Genomic DNA, 16,582 nt, shown 5'->3' on the forward strand with positions numbered 1-16,582 from the left:
ACCTCGGCGCCACTTGTAGACTGCAGTGGTTATGGTCGGCCACGGTGGGCCGGCCTTCCTCCAGACTCCGCATCGCCAACAACAAGGTGGAGGCACCACGATGGAAAAGCTTGCCAAGCAGCTGGGATTGCGAACCGATCCCACTATCTTTTTTGTTTCAGCAGGGCTGATGCTGCTGTTCCTTCTGGCGCTGGTCATAGCGCCTGACGCCATCGGCGATGTATTCGCCCGCGGTCGAGAATGGGTGGTCACCAACCTCGGTTGGTTCTTCATCTTCGGGGTCAGCATCTGGTTGATGTTCCTGCTCTGGGTCGCCTTGAGCCGCTACGGCAACATCCGCCTGGGTGGCGATGACGACCGCCCTGCCTACGGCAACATCTCGTGGTTTACCATGCTGTTCGCCGGCGGCATCGGCACCGTCCTGATGTTCTGGGGCGTGGCCGAGCCCATCTTCCACTTCTCCACACCGCCCGACGGCGACGTCGCGCCGCATTCGGTGGAAGCCGCCCGTGATGCCATGGGCTTCTCGCTGTATCACCTCGGCCTGCATACCTGGACGATCTTCACCCTGCCGGGCCTGGCCTTCGCCTACTTCGTCTACCGTTACGACCTCCCGGTGCGTGTCAGCTCGGTCTTCTACCCGCTGCTCAAGCAGCGCATCTATGGGCCGATCGGCAAGACCATCGACATCTTCGCGGTGCTCGGCACCCTGTTCGGCGTGGCCGTCTCCATCGGCCTGGGTACCTCGCAGATCAATGCCGGCCTCTCGGAGCTGTTCGGCATCTCCGATGGCGTGACCAGCAAGGTGCTGATCATCGTGGTGCTGACGGCCGTGGCCGTGGGGTCCATCGTCGGTGGCCTGGACAAGGGCGTGAAGATGCTCTCGAACCTCAACATCGGCATGGCAACGGGCCTGATGTTCTTCGTGCTGGTCACCGGCTCGACGGTCTTCCTGCTGCGCGGCATCATCGAGACCCTGGGAATCTATATTTCCAACATCGTGCCGCTGGCGTTCTGGAACGACACCCTGGCGCAATACACCAGCGAGGATGGACGCTGGGGCTGGCAGGGTAGCTGGACGGTCTTCTACTGGGCCTGGACCGTGACCTGGTCGCCCTTCATCGGGCTCTTCGTGGCGCGCATTTCCAAGGGCCGCACCATTCGCGAGTTCGTGCTCGGCGTGCTGTTCGCGCCCTCGCTGTTCACCCTGGTATGGTTCGCCATCTTCGGCTGGTCGGCCATGCAGATCGACGGTATCGGCGAGATCGCCCGCGCCGAGCTCGGTGAGCAGGCCGGCAGCATGACGGCGGCCGTCATGGAAAGCGTCCCCCTGGCGATGTTCGCCTTCTTCGAGCACTTCCCGGCCTCGACCCTGATCCAGGGCCTCGCCGTGGTCATCGTGGCGATCTTCTTTGCCACCTCGTCGGACTCGGCCTCGCTGGTCATCGACCTGCTGTGCACCGGCGACACCGAACCCGGCCCGGTGCATCAGCGCGTCTTCTGGGGCGTCTCGGAAGGTGCCGTGGCGGCCATGCTGATCGTGCTTGCCGGCGACACCGGGCTCGAGGCCTTGCAGCAGGTCATCACCGTCATCGGCCTGCCGATCTTCGTGATGACCTTCGCCATGGTCTTCGCGCTATTGAAAGGCTTCTTCAACGAGGACCTGGCCGTGGTCAAGCCCCGACAGGCGCCCTCGCTAGACAACTTCTAGCCCCCGCCCCCAACTGCGCCGCCCTTCCGGGCGGCGCTTCTCGTTCCGGCAGCACCAGCGGCGCTTCAGGTCGCCAGGCGACGCTGCCCCACTCGCTGACAGGCAAACTGCCAGGCCACACGGCCGCTGCGTCCGCCACGCAGGGTGGCATAGCGAATGGCTTCGCTGCGCGCCTGTTCGTCCCAGTCGCTGCGCTCGCCCAGCCAGGTGACCCAGTGCTCGCAGGCCTCCAGGTAGGTGGCCTGGTCGAAGGGCCGAAAACTCAGCCACAGACCGAAGCGATCCGACAGCGAGATCTTCTCTTCCACGGCATCGCCGTGATGCAGCTCCTCCCCGACCAGCCGCGAACTGTCGTTGTCGCTCATCGATTCCGGGAGCAGATGACGCCGATTGGACGTGGCATACAGCAGCATATTCTCCGGCGGCCCGGTGAGGGCGCCATCCAGCACGCTCTTGAGGGCCTTGTAGGCATCATCCTGACCCTCGAAGGAGAGGTCATCGCAATACACCACAAAGCGCTGGGGCTCGTGGCGCAGCTGCTCGACCAGCACGGGCAGCGCACCCAGATCATGACGATCGACCTGCACCAGGCGCAGCCCCTCGGTGGCCAGATCATTGAGCAGGGCCCGGACCAGCGACGACTTGCCGCCGCCGCGGGCCCCCCAGAGCAGGGCATGATTGGCCGGGTAACCACGCAGGAAGGCACGCGTATTGTCGACCAGCGCCTGCTTCTGGCGCTCGATCCCCAGCAGGTCGTCCAACTGCAGGGCATCGCGGGGCGGCACCGGCGTCAGGCTGCCGCCCAGAGGGTGCCGCTGCCACAGCGCCGCCACATCACGCTGCCAGTCGACCTTCAGCGGAACCGGCGGCAGCCAGGGCTCCACCCGCTCCAGCACACCCAGCAGGCGACGGGCCAGTTCATCATCCATCGAAGCATTCTCCTTCCGGTCATCAAGGCGGTAGAATGGCATGATGCCATAGCCGCGCCGCGCCGCGCCTTGAGGAAACGCTGAAGAAATCGCCGAGCATAGTGAAGGCTAGGCCCGCTCCCGGCGTGCCATCGCATTTCCCACATCCTTGTGGGTCACGCAAGGCGCACGGAATACAGAAAGCGAGACATAACAAATAGTTAGGCGAGCTTTCGACCGGGCTGGCGCACCAGTACCGCGCACAAATTCGCCGGGAGCGAATTTGAACCGTCCTTGGACGGGCCCGCAGGGTAGCCGCCAGGGATGGCGGCTATAACGAAGCGATTTGCATGCGCAGGCATTTAAGCAGTGTTTCCTTGACCCACACGGCAGGCGCGGTACCTTGTCTGAACCATCACGGACCCGGCCCCTTCCAAGGAGGACCCCATGCGCTGGATGCAGTGTCTCGCCATTGGCGCGCTCAGCGTTGCCATTGCCGCCTGCTCGACTTCACCGACCGGACGCTCGCAGTTGATGCTGATGTCCGAAGCCGAGCTCGACCAGATGGGCGCCAAGGCGTTCAACCAGTACCAACAGGAACTGCCCACGGTCGGCGGGGCACCGCTGCGCCAGGTGCAGTGCATCACCAATGCCATCGTCCGGGTATTGCCGCCCGAGCAGCGCCAGGAGAACTGGGAGGTCCGTGTCTTCAAGGATGACTCGGCCAACGCCTTCGCCCTGCCCGGCGGCTATGTAGGAGTGAACACCGGCCTGCTGGAGCTGGCCGACGACCAGAACCAGGTCGCCTCGGTAATCGGCCACGAGATCGCCCATGTCATGGCGCAGCATGCCAACGAGCGGGCCTCGACCCAGAGTGCCACCCAGATCGGCCTGAGCGTCGCCTCGGTTGCGGCGGCGGCGGCCGGTATCGAAGGGCCGACCCATGACATGACCATGCAGGCACTGGGCATGGGCGCCCAGTTCGGCGTGCAACTGCCCTTCTCGCGCAGTCACGAGAGCGAAGCCGACGAGATCGGCCTCGACCTGATGGCCCGGGCCGGCTTCGATCCGCGCGCCAGCGTCCAGCTGTGGCGCAACATGAGCCAGGCCGGCGGCGGCGGCCAGCCGCCCGAATGGATGTCCACCCACCCCAGCCACGACAGCCGCATCAGCGACCTGCAGGCGGGCATGAACCGGGCCATGGCCACCTACCAGCAGGCCCGGCAGTCAGGACGCACGCCCAACTGCCGCTAGCCCCGGCGGCTCACAGCTCGCGGCGCAGGCGCTCGAGCACCGGCGTGACCTCGGGGCGCCGGCCACGCCACAGCGCGAAGGACTCGGCGGCCTGGCCGACCAGCATGCCCAGGCCGTCGATCCCCCTGGCACCGCGTTCGCCGGCCCAGCGCAAGAAGACCGTCGGTTCGGCGCCGTACATCATGTCGTAGGCGACGCCGCCCGCGGCGAAGAGGTCATCCGGCAGCGGCGGCAGATCACCGGCCAGGCTGGCACTGGTGCCATTGATCACCAGGTCGAAGGGACCGCGCACGGTATCGAAGCCACCGCCAGTCACCGCTCCGAGATCGGCGAAGTCCGCGGCCAGGGCCTCGGCCCTGGCGGCCGTGCGATTGGCGATGAACAGGCCGGCCGGCCCGGCTTCCAGCAGGGGTTCCAGCACGCCGCGCACCGCACCCCCGGCACCCAGCACCAGCACCCGCTTGCCGGCAATCGCCGCGTCGTGGCGATGCAGATCACCGACCAGCCCCAGGCCATCGGTGGTGTCGCCGTGGGTCTCGCCGCTGACGCCGAGGCTCAGGGTATTCACCGCCCCGGCGCGGCGCGCGCGTTCGCTCAGGGTGTCGCAGAGCCGATGGGCGGTTTCCTTGAAGGGCACGGTGACATTGGCCCCGCGACCGCCCTCGGCGATGAAGGCGCGCCAGGCGCCGGCAAAGTCATCGAGGGGGGCCTCGATGGCCGTGTACTCGAGCGCTTCACCGGTCTGGGCGGCAAAGGCGGCGTGAATCGCCGGTGACTTCGAATGGCCGATCGGATGGCCGAAAACACAGTAACGATCGTTCATTGCCCGGGCTCCTCTTCGTTCAACCAGTCGTGTGGCTGCAGGTAGTCAGCGAGTGCCGCCTCTGGGCTGCCGGGTTCGGGCGTCCAGCCGTACTCCCAGCGCGCCAGCGGCGGCATCGACATCAGAATCGACTCGGTGCGCCCGCCACTCTGCAGGCCGAACAGGGTGCCGCGGTCCCAGACCAGGTTGAACTCCACGTAGCGGCCACGCCGGTAAAGCTGGAAGTCGCGCTCCCGCTCGCCCCAGTCCTGCCCCCGGCGACGCCGCACGATGGGCAGATAGGCATCGAGAAAGCTGTCGCCTACCGCCTGCTGAAAGGCGAAGCAACGTTCGAAGCCACCCTCGTTGAGGTCATCGAAGAAGAGCCCTCCCACACCGCGCCGTTCGTCGCGATGCTTGAGCGTGAAGTAGTCATCGCACCAGGCCTTGTAGCGCGGATAGACGGCCTCGCCGAAGGGGGCACAGGCGTCGCGTGCCACCCGGTGCCAGTGGCGTACATCCTCGAGCACCGGATAGAAGGGCGTGAGGTCATAGCCGCCGCCGAACCACCAGACCGGCGCCTCGCCCTCCTTCTCGGCGATCAGGAAGCGCACATTGCCGTGACTGGTGGGGACATGCGGGTTCTCGGGGTGCAGCACCCAGGAGACGCCCACGGCGTGAAAACTGCGCCCCGCCAGCTGGGGACGGGCCGCCGACGCCGCGGCCGGCAGCGAGGCGCCGTAGACATGCGAGAAATTGACGCCGCCCTTCTCGAAGAGCGCCCCGTTCTCGATGACCCGCGAGCGGCCACCGCCGCCTTCTTCACGCTCCCAGGTATCCTCGCGAAAGTCCGCCTGGCCGTCTTCCGCGGCCAGGGCCTCGCACAGGCGGTCCTGAAGGTCGAGCAAGTACGTCTTGACGTCATGGAGATACGCTTGGGCCACAGAGCCTCCTCGCTGAGCGGCAGATGGGGTAACGGATGCTGGCGCGGCCGCTGCGCGCGGGACAAGCCTCAGGCCCGCAGCACCTGGCCGGTGGTCAGGTCGCGTATGGTGCTGGGGCGCGCATGGCCGCCCAGGGCGCCGGGCAAGACGCCGTCCAGCTCGTGGCCGAACAGGCGTTGCACCACCTCGACACTCATGGCCGCGTCTTCCCCGGCGCGGTTGGCCGAGGTGGACACCAGGGGACCACCGAAGGCCCGGCACAGGGCCTGGACGCCGGGATGATCACTGATTCTCAGAGCAACCCTGGCATGCGTTCCGCGGACCAGCGCATGGGCGCGCCCGTTGTCCGGCACCAGCCAGGTCGTCGGTTGCGGCTGCGGCGCCGCCAGGGGAGACCGCAGCGCCGGCGCCAGGCCTTCCAGCCAGGGCTCGCACTGTTCGAGGTCGGCGGCCACCAGAATCACGCCCTTGGCCGGGTCGCGCCGCTTGATATCCAGCAGGCGCTGCAGGGCCGGGGCATCATCCGGGTCGCAGCCCAGGCCCCAGACGGCTTCAGTGGGATAGGCGATCACGCCGCCTTCGCGCAGGACATCCACGACGGCATCAAGAGAACGGGCCTGAGGCATGACGGTGCATCCGATTGAGCGGGTCGGTACATGAAATTTCAACCAGCCCCTATTCTACCATGCCCCAGACCGGCTCGGCAGGCGGACCCAGCCGCCCGAGGCCTGGGCCGCCTGCCCCTCGAGCTCCAGCATCAACAACCGCCGCTGACACTCAGCCACCGCCAGCCCGCTCAGTTCGACCAGCACATCCACCGGCGTGGGGCTGTCACTCAACCAGCCCAGCAACGGATCGCTGTCTTCCTCGTCATCCTCGACGCGAGGCCTTGCCACGGGGGCGGCATTCCACTCCACCAGTTCGGCCAGCAGGTCATCCAGATCACGGACCAGGGCGGCGCCCTCGCGTATCAGGTGCAGGCAGCCGCGTGCCTGCGGATTGTGAATCGAGCCGGGCAGCGCCAGCACCTCACGCCCCTGCTCCGCCGCCAGTCGGGCACTGACCAGCGAGCCACTGCGCTCGGCGGCCTCGACCACCAGAACACCGCGCGACAGGCCGGTAATGAGGCGATTGCGGCGTGGAAAGAAGCCGGCCCGAGCGCGAGTCCCCGGCGGGTGCTCGGACAGCAGCAGCCCACCGCGTTCACGCAGCTCGTCATGCAGGTGGCGATGACGCGCCGGATAGATGACATCCACGCCGCACCCCAGCACCGCGACACTCTTCCCGCCGGCATCCAGCGCCGCCTGCTGGGCGATACCGTCGATGCCCAACGCCATGCCGCTGACAACGCACCAGCCGTGCTCGGCCAGCTGACGCGCGAAGCCCGCCGCGTTGCCACGGCCCTCGCGGGTGGGGCGCCGGGTGCCGACCATCGCCAGTCGCGGCCTCTCCAGCGCCGCGGGGTCGCCCATGGCCCAGAGAACAGGCGGCGGGTCGGCGATCTGCTCCAGGGCCTCGGGCCAGGCCGGGTGCCCCGGGTGCAGCAGGTCGCGATCGGCGGATGCCGCCAGCCACTCGGCGGCGACCTCGATGCGCTCGGCGAGCGGGCTCTTGGCCGGATGCTCGAGCCACAGGCGCAGTGCCTGGGCGGCGGGATGCGGCAGGGCCGCCAGCCAACCATCCGGCCATGCCGGCTGCTCGGCCACCAGGGCGGCCAGGCGTGATGCGCCCACGCCCGGCAACAGGGACAAGGCCAGCCACTCCATGGCGTTGCGTTGCATGGGCGAATCTCCTTGCCCGTCGTGGCAGCGCTCCCGGGGAGCACGCCGAAATGCTATACTCGAAGGTCATCAAACTGATCGGGCCGAAGCGGTTTTCTGCCCCGCCCTTCGCCCCTAGAATAGACCCGGATTTCGAATCTCCGCACAACGGTGACCCTACGCCATGGCCAAACTTCCCATTCTCGAATTTCCCGATGAACGCCTGCGCACCGAGGCTGCCCCGGTCGAGACGGTCGACGATGGCGTTCGCCAGCTGGTCGACGACATGCTCGAGACCATGTACGACGCCAGTGGCATCGGCCTGGCCGCCACCCAGGTGGACGTGCACCGCCAGGTGATCGTCATGGATGTCAGTGAAGGTCGCAATGAGCCCCGCGTGCTCATCAACCCTCGCTACACGCCGCTCGGCGAGGCCCGCGAGCCGTTGCAGGAAGGCTGCCTGTCGATCCCCGACTATTACGCCGAAGTACCGCGAGCCCTGAAGGTGCACCTCGAGGCGCTGGACCGTGACGGTCAGCCCTATGAGCTGGAAGCCGAGGGCCTGCTGGCCCACTGCATCCAGCATGAATACGATCACCTGCTCGGCGTGCTGTTCGTCGATTACCTGTCGCCGCTCAAGCGCGATCGTGTCATGAAGAAGATGCAGAAGCGTCACAAGCTCGCCCAGGACGCCTGAACAGCCCACGGCTCGCCGGCCACTGACGCACCGGCCGAGCGCATTCCGTCGAGAGCAGGCCGATGCCGTTGAGGGCTTCGGCCTTCTTTCTGGATACCCTGCTCCGTTATCATCGACGACATCCATTTCGGCAAGGCTCCCCGACATGTCCCAACCGCTGCGCGTCATCTTTGCTGGCACGCCCGACTTCGCTGCCGCCAGCCTGCAAGCGCTCCTCGAAAGCCGCCACCAGGTGGTGGGTGTCTACACCCAGCCGGACCGGGCCGCCGGTCGCGGGCGCAAGCTGACGGCCAGCCCCGTCAAACAGCTGGCCGAGTCCCATGATCTACCGGTCCATCAGCCGGCATCGCTGCGCACGCCCGAGGCCCGGGCCGAACTGGCCAGCCTTGAGGCCGATGTGATGGTGGTCGTCGCCTATGGCCTGATACTGCCGCGCGCGATACTCGACACGCCACGCCTGGGCTGCCTGAATGTACACGCCTCGCTGCTGCCGCGCTGGCGCGGGGCCGCGCCCATCCAGCGCGCCATCGAGGCCGGCGACACGCAAAGCGGCGTGACCCTGATGCAGATGGACGCCGGCCTGGACACCGGCGACATGCTGCTGACGCGGCGCACGCCGATCACCGAGGCCACGACCGGGGGCTCCCTGCACGACAGCCTGGCGGCGCTGGGCGGCGAGGCGCTCACCGAGACCCTCGACCGCCTGGTGGAGCCCGGCATCACCCCGACCCCGCAGCCCGAGGCAGGCGTCACCTACGCCGCCAAGCTCAGCAAGGCCGAAGCCGAACTGAACTTCGATGCCCCGGCGACATCGCTGGCCGCGCGGGTTCGTGCCTTCAACCCCTGGCCCGTGGCCTGGTGTCAGCTCGGCGATGAGCGCCTGCGATTGTGGCTGGCCGAGCCGGACACACTGGCCGCCCACGAGAGCAACGTCGCCCCCGGCACCCTGCTCAGGCCTGACCAGGAAGCCCTGCGCATCGCCTGCCGCGACAGTGCGCTGCGCGTGACCCGCGCCCAGTTGCCCGGCGGCAAGCCCCTGAGCGCCGCCGAGCTGATGCGCGCCCGGGCAGAGCGGTTTACCGTCGGCACCCCACTCGGCACACCTCACCGGGAGACACCCGCATGAGCCAGCAACGTCACTCCACGCCACGCAGCAAGTCGCTGGACAATGGCCTGGCGGTTCGTGCCGCCGCCGCCCGCGCCCTGGCCCCGGTCATCACCGGCAAGAAGTCGCTCAACGACCTCGACGACCATCAGGTCATCGCCCGTGACCGCAGCCTGTTCAAGGAACTCTGCTTCGGCACCTGCCGCACCCTGCCACGCCTCGAGGCCCTGACCGCCCAGCTGCTGGAGAAGCCCTTCAAGACACGGGATGCCGATGTGCAGGCGCTGCTGCTGGTCGGCATCTACCAGCTGCTCTACCTGCGCGTGCCGGCCCATGCCGCCGTGGGCGAGACCGCCGGGGCCGCACGCCTGCTCGGCAAGACCTGGGCCACGCGGGTGCTCAACGGCTGCCTGCGACGCCTGCAGCGCGACAGCGCCGCCCTGCAGGCCGAGGCCGACAAGGACCCCGCCGTGGCACTGCTGCACCCGCGCTGGTGGGTCAAGTCGCTGCGCCAGGCCTGGCCGGAAGACTGGAAGCGGATCTGCGAGGCCAACAACCAGCCGGGGCCCATGACCCTGCGCGTCAATCGCCGCTTCGGCGACCGCGAAATGTACCTGGAGCGTCTGGATTCACCGGCCCGGCTCTGCCCGCATGCCCCCGACGGCCTGACCCTGGAAACGCCCTGCGAGGTGACCGAGCTGCCCGGCTTTCGCGAGGGCCATGTCAGTGTCCAGGATGAGTCCGCCCAGCTGGCCGCGGTACTGCTGGGCCCGGTCATTGCCCCGCGCCCCGGCGCCCGGGTGCTGGATGCCTGCTGCGCGCCCGGCGGCAAGGCCTCGCACCTGCTCGAGCTCTTCGACATCGAGATGCAGGCCATCGACAGCGACGATGTTCGCCTGGCCCGCGTCGAGGACACCCTGTCGCGGCTCGGGCTGGATGCCGAGCTGGTACACGGCGACGCCACCGCCCAGGACTGGTGGGACGGCACGCCCTTCGATGCCATCCTGCTGGATGCGCCCTGCTCGGGCAGCGGCGTGATTCGCCGTCATCCGGATATCAAGCGACTGCGCCGACCCTCGGACATCGCCAAGCTGGCCGAGCTGCAGTCCCGCCTGCTGGACAACCTCTGGCCCCTGCTGGCCAAGGGCGGCACCCTGCTCTACGCTACCTGTTCGGTATTGCCGGAAGAGAACACCGAGCAGCTGCAGGCCTTCCTGGCGCGCACCCCGGATGCCGAAGTCACCACGCCGGACGGCCTGGCCTGGGGCCAGCCGGCCGGCGCGGGACGCCAGCTGCTGCCGAGCATCGACAGCCACGACGGCTTCTTCTATGCCAGACTGAAGAAGACGGCCGCCTGAGGGCGGCCCATCGACCTCGCTCCGTCACTCAAGGATCGTCACCATGCAGCACACCTACAAGCACATCGAGCTGACCGGCTCATCGGAAAAGAGCATCGAGGATGCCGTTCAGGGCGCCCTGAGCAAGGCCTCGGAAAGCCTTCACGGCATGCGCTGGTTCGAGGTCCTCGATACCCGCGGGCATATCGAGGACGGGCGCGTGGCCCACTGGCAGGTGACCATCAAGGTCGGCTTCACCCTCGACTGACCCCGGCGTCTGTCTTTCCTCGCGCGACTGGTTTAGGCTTTTCGCCACTCATACCGGCGACATGACAGGTGTCGCCTCTTTCTTGCGGACTGTGACACGCGATGAAGATCATCATCCTCGGTGCCGGCCAGGTCGGAGGCACCCTGGCCGAACACCTGGCCCGTGAAGAGAACGACATCACGGTGGTGGATACCGACGGCGACCGCCTGCGCGAACTGCATACCCGGCTGGATATCCGCACCGTGGCCGGCGCGGCCTCCTACCCCATGGTGCTGCGCCAGGCGGGCTGTGAAGACGCCGACATGCTGATCGCGGTGACCAACACCGACGAAGTCAACATGATTGCCTGTCAGGTCGCCCATACCCTGTACCGCACCCCCACCAAGATCGCCCGGGTGCGCGCCACCGCCTACCTGACGCGCAAGGGCCTGTTCGCCCACGAGGCGGTGCCCATCGATGTCCTGATCAGCCCCGAACAGGTGGTCACCGACCATATCCGTCGCCTGATCGAACACCCCGGCGCCCTCCAGGTACTGGAATTTGCCTCGGGGCTGGTACAGCTGGTGGCGGTCAAGGCCTACTATGGCGGCCCGCTGGTGGGTCAGGAGCTGGGCTTTCTGCGCCGCCACATGCCCAGCGTGGACACCCGGGTGGCCGCCATCTATCGGCGCAATCGACCGATCATTCCGCGTGGCGACACCGTCATCGAGGCCGACGACGAGGTCTTCTTCATCGCTGCGCGGCGCGATATCCGCGCCGTGATGAGCGAACTGCGCCGTCTCGAGCGCGACTTCCGGCGCATCGTCATCGTCGGCGGCGGCAACATCGGCGAGCGCCTCGCCGAACACCTGGAGCACAGCCATCAGGTCAAGATCGTCGAGCGCAGCCTGGAGCGCTGCACCCAGCTCTCCGAGCGGCTCGACAGAACCGTGGTGCTGCATGGCAGCGCGACCAGCAAGCGCCTCCTCGAGGAAGAGAACATCGAGGATTGCGACATCTTCTGTGCCCTGACCAACGACGACGAGGTCAACATCATGTCGTCGATGCTGGCCAAGCGCATGGGCGCCAAGAAGGTGCTGACCCTGATCAACAATGCCGCCTACGTGGACCTGGTGCAGGGCGGCGAGATCGACATCGCGATCTCCCCCCAGCAGGCCACCATCGGCAGCCTGCTGACCCATGTGCGACGCGGCGATATCGTCAATGTGCACTCGCTGCGCCGCGGGGCCGCCGAAGCCATCGAGGCCATCGCGCATGGTGACACCCAGTCTTCCAAGGTGGTGGGCAAGACCATCGCCGACATCGACCTGCCGAGCGGCACCACCATCGGCGCGATCGTGCGTGGCAAGGAGGTCCTCATCGCCCATGATGACGTGGTCGTGGAGTCCGGCGACCACGTCATCCTGTTCGTCATCGACAAGCGCCGCATTCGCGATGTCGAGCGACTCTTCCAGGTGGGGCTGACCTTCTTCTGATGGAGTGGATCATGTCGACAGGGACGACGAGGAGGATCCTGCCATGAGTCTGCGCATGATCCTGCGCATCCTGGGTCTGCTGCTGATGATGTTCAGCCTGACCATGGTGCCGCCCATCCTGATCTCGCTGCTGTTCGCCGACGGCATGTGGGAGGCCTTCAGCGTCGCGCTGGGCATCACGGTGGGAACCGGCGCCTTGATGTACCTGCCCAACCGCCACGCCCGCAAGGAGCTGCGGACACGCGACGGCTTCCTGATCGCCGCGCTGTTCTGGAGCGTGCTGGGACTGTTCGGTTCCCTGCCGTTGATGCTGACCGGTGCCGCGGCACTGTCGCCCACCGATGCCGTCTTCGAATCCTTCTCCGGGCTGACGACCACCGGCGCCACGGTGATCACCGGCATCGACATGCTGCCCAAGGCCGTCCTCTACTACCGCCAGCAGCTGCAGTGGCTGGGCGGCATGGGGATCGTGGTGCTGGCGGTGGCGATCCTGCCGACCCTGGGCGTCGGCGGCATGGCGCTGTATCGCACCGAGATCCCCGGCCCGCTCAAGGACTCCAAGCTGACACCACGCATCACCGAGACGGCCAAGGCACTGTGGTACATCTATGCCACCCTGACGATCACCTGCATGCTGGCCTACATGGCCGCCGGCATGGACTGGTTCGATGCCCTGGGGCACAGCTTCTCGACGGTGGCCATCGGCGGCTTCTCGACCCATGACGCCAGCATCGGCCACTTCGACAGTGCCGTGATCGAGCTGATCTGTGCCGGCTTTCTGCTGATCTCGGCGTTCAGTTTCAGCCTGCACTTCGTGGCCTGGCGGGAGCGCCGACTGACCCATTACTTCCTGGACCCGGAAGCACGCTTCCTGATGATCTTCCTGTGCGTGCTGACCCTGGTCACCGCCGTCTCGCTGTGGCTCACCAGCGACTACGACACCGCCGAGGGCCTGCGCCACGCCTTCTTCGAGGTCGTCTCGGTGGCCACCACGGCCGGCTTCGGGGTCGCCGACTTCTCGGCCTGGCCGGGCGCGCTGCCCTTCCTGCTCTTCATGGCGGCCTTCGTCGGCGGCTGCTCCGGCTCCACGGGCGGCGGCATGAAGGTGATCCGCATCATCCTGATCATCAAGCAGGGCATGCGCGAGATCATGCGCCTGATCCACCCGAGCGCGGTGATCACCGTCAAGATCGGCAAGGTCAGCGTCCCGGAGGGTATCGCCCAGGCCGTCTGGGGCTTCTTCTCGGCCTATGTGATGCTGTTCTTCCTGATGCTGGTCGGCGTCATGGCCACCGGGGTCGACCAGGTCACCGCCTGGTCCACGGTGGGCTCCGCGCTCAACAACCTGGGGCCGGCCCTGGGCGAAGCCTCGGCACACTATGGCGACCTGCCCAGTCTGGCCAAGTGGATCCTGGTGATGGCCATGCTGCTCGGGCGCCTGGAAATCTTTACCGTGATGGTACTCTTCACTCCGGCCTTCTGGCGCAAGTGACCGCTGGCGACGAGCGCCGCGGCGGGTTTGCCCGCCGTCGACACTCGTGGATAATCAACTCTCTCATCTCTTCAAGGCTCATGCGTCCATGACCGATACCCAGGACTGCACTCTCGACGAACCGGCGGCCGACACCGTCGGCCCGCGCCGTACCCTGCAGATTGGCGCCACGCGCTACACCCTGCTGGGCACGGCCCACGTCTCGGCCAGCAGCGCCGCGGAAGTGCGCGACATGATCGCCTCCGGCGACTACGATGCGGTGGCCATCGAGCTGTGCGACTCGCGTCACCAGAACCTGGCCAATCCCGATGCCCTGGGCGAGCAGGACCTGTTCCAGATCTTTCGTCAGGGCAAGGCCGGCATGGTCGCCGCCAGCCTCGCGCTGGGCGCCTTCCAGCAGCGTGTCGCCGAGCAGTCCGGCATCGAGCCCGGCGCCGAGATGCGTGCTGCCGTCGAGGGCGTGCGCGAGCACAAACTGCCGCTGGCGCTGATCGACCGCGACATCGGCATCACCCTCAAGCGCATCTATCACAACGTGCCCTGGTGGCAGCGGTTCTCGCTGTTTTCCGGCCTGCTGGGCGGTGTGCTGTCGCGCCAGAAGGTGTCATCGGAGGACATCGAGCGCCTCAAGGAGGGCGATGTACTGGAATCGACCTTCCGTGAGTTCGCGGCCCAGTCCGAGGCGCTGTATACCCCGCTGATCAGCGAGCGCGACCGTTACATGGCCCTGCGCCTGGCCGAACACTGCCCGCCCGGCCAGTACCGTCATGTGCTGGTGGTGATCGGTGCCGGTCATCTCGGTGGCATGGCCGAGCACCTCGAGGCGCCGCTGCCCGAGGCCCCCGCCGAAGAGCGCCGGCAGCTCGAGGTGACGCCGCCGCGTTCGAAGATCTGGAGGGCCGTGCCCTGGTTGATCACCGCTCTGGTACTGACCGGCTTTGCCATCGGCTTTTCGCGCAACACCCAGCTGGGCTGGGAGCTGGTCGGTGAGTGGTTCCTGATCAACGGCGTGCTCTCGGGAGCGGCCACCATCGTCGCCCTGGCCCATCCGTTGACGGTACTCGCCACCCTGTGCGCCGCGCCGCTGACCTCCCTGAACCCGACCATTGGGGCCGGGTTCGTCGCGGCGGGAGTCGAGCTGGCCCTGCGCAAGCCCAAGGTGCGTGACTTCTCCACCCTGCGCCATGACGTGACCCACTGGAAAGGCTGGTGGCGCAACCGCGTGGCCCGCACCCTGCTGGTGTTTCTTACCGCTACCCTGGGCTCGGCCGCCGGCACCTGGGTGGCGGGGCTGCGAATCGCCGGCAAGCTCTTCGGCTAAACCCCTTGGCGTGCCGCCAGCAGCCTCTGCATGGCCGGCGAAGTCTCGGTCAGCTTGATATAGCGACGGCTGGCGGCATAGCTTTCATTGAAGACCTCGAAGTAGTCATCGAGATAGTCCGCGGCCTGATCCTCGCCGGCCTGGCGCAGCAGCTCGGCGGCCACTTCGGCGGTACTCAGGTGGTCCGCGGAGGCCGGCTTGCGCAACCGGTAGCGCGTCTGACGTTCGGTGACCAGCGGCAACACCGGCAGCCGGGCCAGGTAATCGCTGCGGCGAAAGATCTTGCGCGCCTGGCGCCAGGTGCCATCCAGCAGGATCAGTACCGGGATCCGCCCGGCCTCGCGCCGCTCGACCACCCGCTCGACGTCGACAACGCGCTCGGCATAGCCCGGCTGGTCATCGGGAAAGACCACGAAGGGGGCATAGCGCGGGTCATCGAGCAGCGCCAGCAGTTCCGCGTCGGGCAGCGTGCGATACCAGGTGAAGACCCGCGTGTCCGGCAGCACATCACGAATCAAACGACCGGTGTTGGTCGGTTTGTACTGCTCCAGCGGGTGTGTCAGCAGCCATACCTGAATGCCGCATGAGGCGCGCACTCGGTAGGGGCACAGACAGTTCAGCGCCGGCAGATTGCAGGCTTCGCAACGCACCACGGTGCTGCCGCGCGCCTTGAATTCGCGGCGCGGCGGCGACTCGCCGGGGTGGTCGGTGTCAGTATCGGCTGGGTCGCCTGGCGACCGCGGTTCGTCTTGCATGCATCACGGGAGAGTCGCTGGAAGGGAGGCGGATTCTACCACGCTCGGCGCGACAGCCCGAAGCTCAGAGCACCTCGCCGGGCAGCACCAGGCGTCGCTGACGCCGCCAGTGTTCGACCAGCCGCGGTACGCCTTCACCAGCGGAAAGTGCCAGGCCATTCACTCCGGTCGTGATCAGTTCATCGGCCTGGGGATCCACCAGCACGCGCGGCGCCGCCATGGGCGCCGCGTCGATCAGCGAGGCCGCCGGCATGACCGCCAGCGAGGTACCCACCACCAGCAGCAGGTCCGCCTCGGCCACCAGCTCGAGGGCATCCCCGAAGCGCGGCACCGCCTCGCCGAACCAAACCACATCGGGACGCAGCTGGCTGCCGAGATCACAGACATCCCCCAGCTCGATGCCACCCTGCGGCAGGGGGTAACGCAGATCCGCCTTCACCGAGGAGCGCGCCTTGAGCACCTCGCCATGCAGGTGAACGACATGACGCGACCCGGCCCGTTCGTGAAGGTCGTCGATATTCTGGGTCACGATGCTGACCGTGAAGCCATCGGCTTCCAGCTCGGCCAGCGCCTGATGGGCGGCATTGGGCCGGGCACTACGCACCTGCTCGCGTCGCGCATCATAGAAGCGCAGCACGCGCTCGGGGTCACGGGCCCAGCCCTCGGGCGTCGCCACCTCCTCGATGGGATGGTCGGCCCACAGGCCATCGGCCGCGCGAAAGGTCTGGATGCCGCTTTCGGCGCTCATGCCGG

Annotated in this window: 16 protein-coding genes; 9 read left to right on the forward strand and 7 right to left on the reverse strand. The window is 67.2% G+C overall.

Features of this window, described 5'->3' with window-relative positions; genetic code table 11:
- The first annotated feature begins 100 nt into the window (after positions 1-100).
- Complete coding sequence (locus QWY79_RS05730) at positions 101-1,711, forward strand: BCCT family transporter (protein ID WP_290270765.1); 1,611 nt, start codon at positions 101-103, stop codon at positions 1,709-1,711.
- A gap of 65 nt (positions 1,712-1,776) precedes the next feature.
- Here the strand turns inward: QWY79_RS05730 and QWY79_RS05735 are convergent, their stop codons facing one another.
- Positions 1,777-2,640, reverse strand: coding sequence for an ATP-binding protein (locus QWY79_RS05735; protein ID WP_290270767.1), 864 nt, complete (start codon positions 2,638-2,640; stop codon positions 1,777-1,779).
- A gap of 426 nt (positions 2,641-3,066) precedes the next feature.
- On the opposite strand from QWY79_RS05735, the gene QWY79_RS05740 reads away from it, so the two are divergent.
- Positions 3,067-3,873: a M48 family metallopeptidase gene (locus tag QWY79_RS05740; protein WP_290270768.1), complete on the forward strand. Its 807-nt coding sequence runs from the start codon at positions 3,067-3,069 to the stop codon at positions 3,871-3,873.
- Between the two features lie 10 nt (positions 3,874-3,883).
- Here QWY79_RS05740 and aroE read toward each other — a convergent pair whose 3' ends face one another.
- The 4 genes from aroE to dprA form a co-directional block, all read right to left on the reverse strand.
- Entirely contained in the window at positions 3,884-4,696 is an 813-nt protein-coding gene (aroE, locus tag QWY79_RS05745; RefSeq protein WP_290270771.1) for a shikimate dehydrogenase, read from the reverse strand.
- Positions 4,693-5,619, reverse strand: coding sequence for an oxygen-dependent coproporphyrinogen oxidase (hemF, locus tag QWY79_RS05750; protein WP_290270773.1), 927 nt, complete (start codon positions 5,617-5,619; stop codon positions 4,693-4,695). Before hemF ends, aroE begins: the two co-directional genes overlap by 4 nt.
- A 68-nt stretch (positions 5,620-5,687) precedes the next feature.
- Complete coding sequence (tsaC, locus tag QWY79_RS05755; protein ID WP_290270775.1) at positions 5,688-6,245, reverse strand: L-threonylcarbamoyladenylate synthase type 1 TsaC; 558 nt, start codon at positions 6,243-6,245, stop codon at positions 5,688-5,690.
- Between the two features lie 54 nt (positions 6,246-6,299).
- The gene (gene dprA / locus QWY79_RS05760; RefSeq protein ID WP_290270777.1) at positions 6,300-7,400 is read right to left on the reverse strand and encodes a DNA-processing protein DprA; all 1,101 of its coding nucleotides are present in this window, start codon (positions 7,398-7,400) and stop codon (positions 6,300-6,302) included.
- Between the two features lie 163 nt (positions 7,401-7,563).
- Between dprA and def the strand changes: the two genes are divergently transcribed.
- The 7 genes from def to QWY79_RS05795 all read left to right on the forward strand — a co-directional run bounded on the left by def (position 7,564) and on the right by QWY79_RS05795 (position 15,074).
- Positions 7,564-8,076 (forward strand): peptide deformylase, encoded by a 513-nt coding sequence (gene def, locus QWY79_RS05765; protein WP_290270779.1) that lies wholly within the window; start codon positions 7,564-7,566, stop codon positions 8,074-8,076.
- A 145-nt stretch (positions 8,077-8,221) separates the two neighbouring features.
- Positions 8,222-9,202 (forward strand): methionyl-tRNA formyltransferase, encoded by a 981-nt coding sequence (fmt, locus tag QWY79_RS05770; protein WP_290270781.1) that lies wholly within the window; start codon positions 8,222-8,224, stop codon positions 9,200-9,202.
- Positions 9,199-10,539 carry a 16S rRNA (cytosine(967)-C(5))-methyltransferase RsmB gene (gene rsmB, locus QWY79_RS05775; RefSeq protein WP_290270783.1) on the forward strand — a complete coding sequence of 447 codons (1,341 nt, stop codon included), beginning with the start codon at positions 9,199-9,201 and terminating at the stop codon, positions 10,537-10,539. The genes fmt and rsmB overlap by 4 nt, the downstream gene beginning before the upstream one ends.
- 43 nt (positions 10,540-10,582) lie before the next feature.
- On the forward strand, positions 10,583-10,786 hold the full coding sequence (locus tag QWY79_RS05780) for a dodecin (RefSeq protein ID WP_141320340.1): 204 nt from the start codon (positions 10,583-10,585) through the stop codon (positions 10,784-10,786).
- 101 nt (positions 10,787-10,887) lie between these two features.
- Positions 10,888-12,261, forward strand: a complete 1,374-nt coding sequence (gene trkA / locus QWY79_RS05785; RefSeq protein WP_290270787.1) for a Trk system potassium transporter TrkA — start codon at positions 10,888-10,890, stop codon at positions 12,259-12,261.
- A 43-nt stretch (positions 12,262-12,304) separates the two neighbouring features.
- Positions 12,305-13,753 carry a TrkH family potassium uptake protein gene (locus tag QWY79_RS05790; RefSeq protein WP_290270788.1) on the forward strand — a complete coding sequence of 483 codons (1,449 nt, stop codon included), beginning with the start codon at positions 12,305-12,307 and terminating at the stop codon, positions 13,751-13,753.
- 88 nt (positions 13,754-13,841) lie between these two features.
- Positions 13,842-15,074, forward strand: coding sequence for a TraB/GumN family protein (locus QWY79_RS05795; protein ID WP_290270790.1), 1,233 nt, complete (start codon positions 13,842-13,844; stop codon positions 15,072-15,074).
- Here the strand turns inward: QWY79_RS05795 and QWY79_RS05800 are convergent.
- Entirely contained in the window at positions 15,071-15,829 is a 759-nt protein-coding gene (locus QWY79_RS05800; RefSeq protein ID WP_290270791.1) for a tRNA-uridine aminocarboxypropyltransferase, read from the reverse strand. The genes QWY79_RS05795 and QWY79_RS05800 overlap by 4 nt on opposite strands.
- A 64-nt stretch (positions 15,830-15,893) precedes the next feature.
- Positions 15,894-16,577 carry an NAD-dependent deacylase gene (locus QWY79_RS05805; protein WP_290270855.1) on the reverse strand — a complete coding sequence of 228 codons (684 nt, stop codon included), beginning with the start codon at positions 16,575-16,577 and terminating at the stop codon, positions 15,894-15,896.
- Positions 16,578-16,582 lie beyond the last annotated feature (5 nt).

It is taken from the genome of Halomonas sabkhae, from assembly GCF_030409265.1.
Lineage (GTDB): Bacteria > Pseudomonadota > Gammaproteobacteria > Pseudomonadales > Halomonadaceae > Halomonas > Halomonas halmophila.

Coding starts and splice junctions, on each gene's coding strand:
- QWY79_RS05730 (WP_290270765.1), top strand. CDS start 101: ATGGAAAAGCTTGCCAAGCAGCTGGGATTGCGAACCGATCCCACTATC.
- QWY79_RS05735 (WP_290270767.1), bottom strand. CDS start 2,640: ATGGATGATGAACTGGCCCGTCGCCTGCTGGGTGTGCTGGAGCGGGTG.
- QWY79_RS05740 (WP_290270768.1), top strand. CDS start 3,067: ATGCGCTGGATGCAGTGTCTCGCCATTGGCGCGCTCAGCGTTGCCATT.
- aroE (WP_290270771.1), bottom strand. CDS start 4,696: ATGAACGATCGTTACTGTGTTTTCGGCCATCCGATCGGCCATTCGAAG.
- tsaC (WP_290270775.1), bottom strand. CDS start 6,245: ATGCCTCAGGCCCGTTCTCTTGATGCCGTCGTGGATGTCCTGCGCGAA.
- dprA (WP_290270777.1), bottom strand. CDS start 7,400: ATGCAACGCAACGCCATGGAGTGGCTGGCCTTGTCCCTGTTGCCGGGC.
- def (WP_290270779.1), top strand. CDS start 7,564: ATGGCCAAACTTCCCATTCTCGAATTTCCCGATGAACGCCTGCGCACC.
- fmt (WP_290270781.1), top strand. CDS start 8,222: ATGTCCCAACCGCTGCGCGTCATCTTTGCTGGCACGCCCGACTTCGCT.
- rsmB (WP_290270783.1), top strand. CDS start 9,199: ATGAGCCAGCAACGTCACTCCACGCCACGCAGCAAGTCGCTGGACAAT.
- QWY79_RS05780 (WP_141320340.1), top strand. CDS start 10,583: ATGCAGCACACCTACAAGCACATCGAGCTGACCGGCTCATCGGAAAAG.
- trkA (WP_290270787.1), top strand. CDS start 10,888: ATGAAGATCATCATCCTCGGTGCCGGCCAGGTCGGAGGCACCCTGGCC.
- QWY79_RS05790 (WP_290270788.1), top strand. CDS start 12,305: ATGAGTCTGCGCATGATCCTGCGCATCCTGGGTCTGCTGCTGATGATG.
- QWY79_RS05795 (WP_290270790.1), top strand. CDS start 13,842: ATGACCGATACCCAGGACTGCACTCTCGACGAACCGGCGGCCGACACC.
- QWY79_RS05800 (WP_290270791.1), bottom strand. CDS start 15,829: ATGCAAGACGAACCGCGGTCGCCAGGCGACCCAGCCGATACTGACACC.
- QWY79_RS05805 (WP_290270855.1), bottom strand. CDS start 16,577: ATGAGCGCCGAAAGCGGCATCCAGACCTTTCGCGCGGCCGATGGCCTG.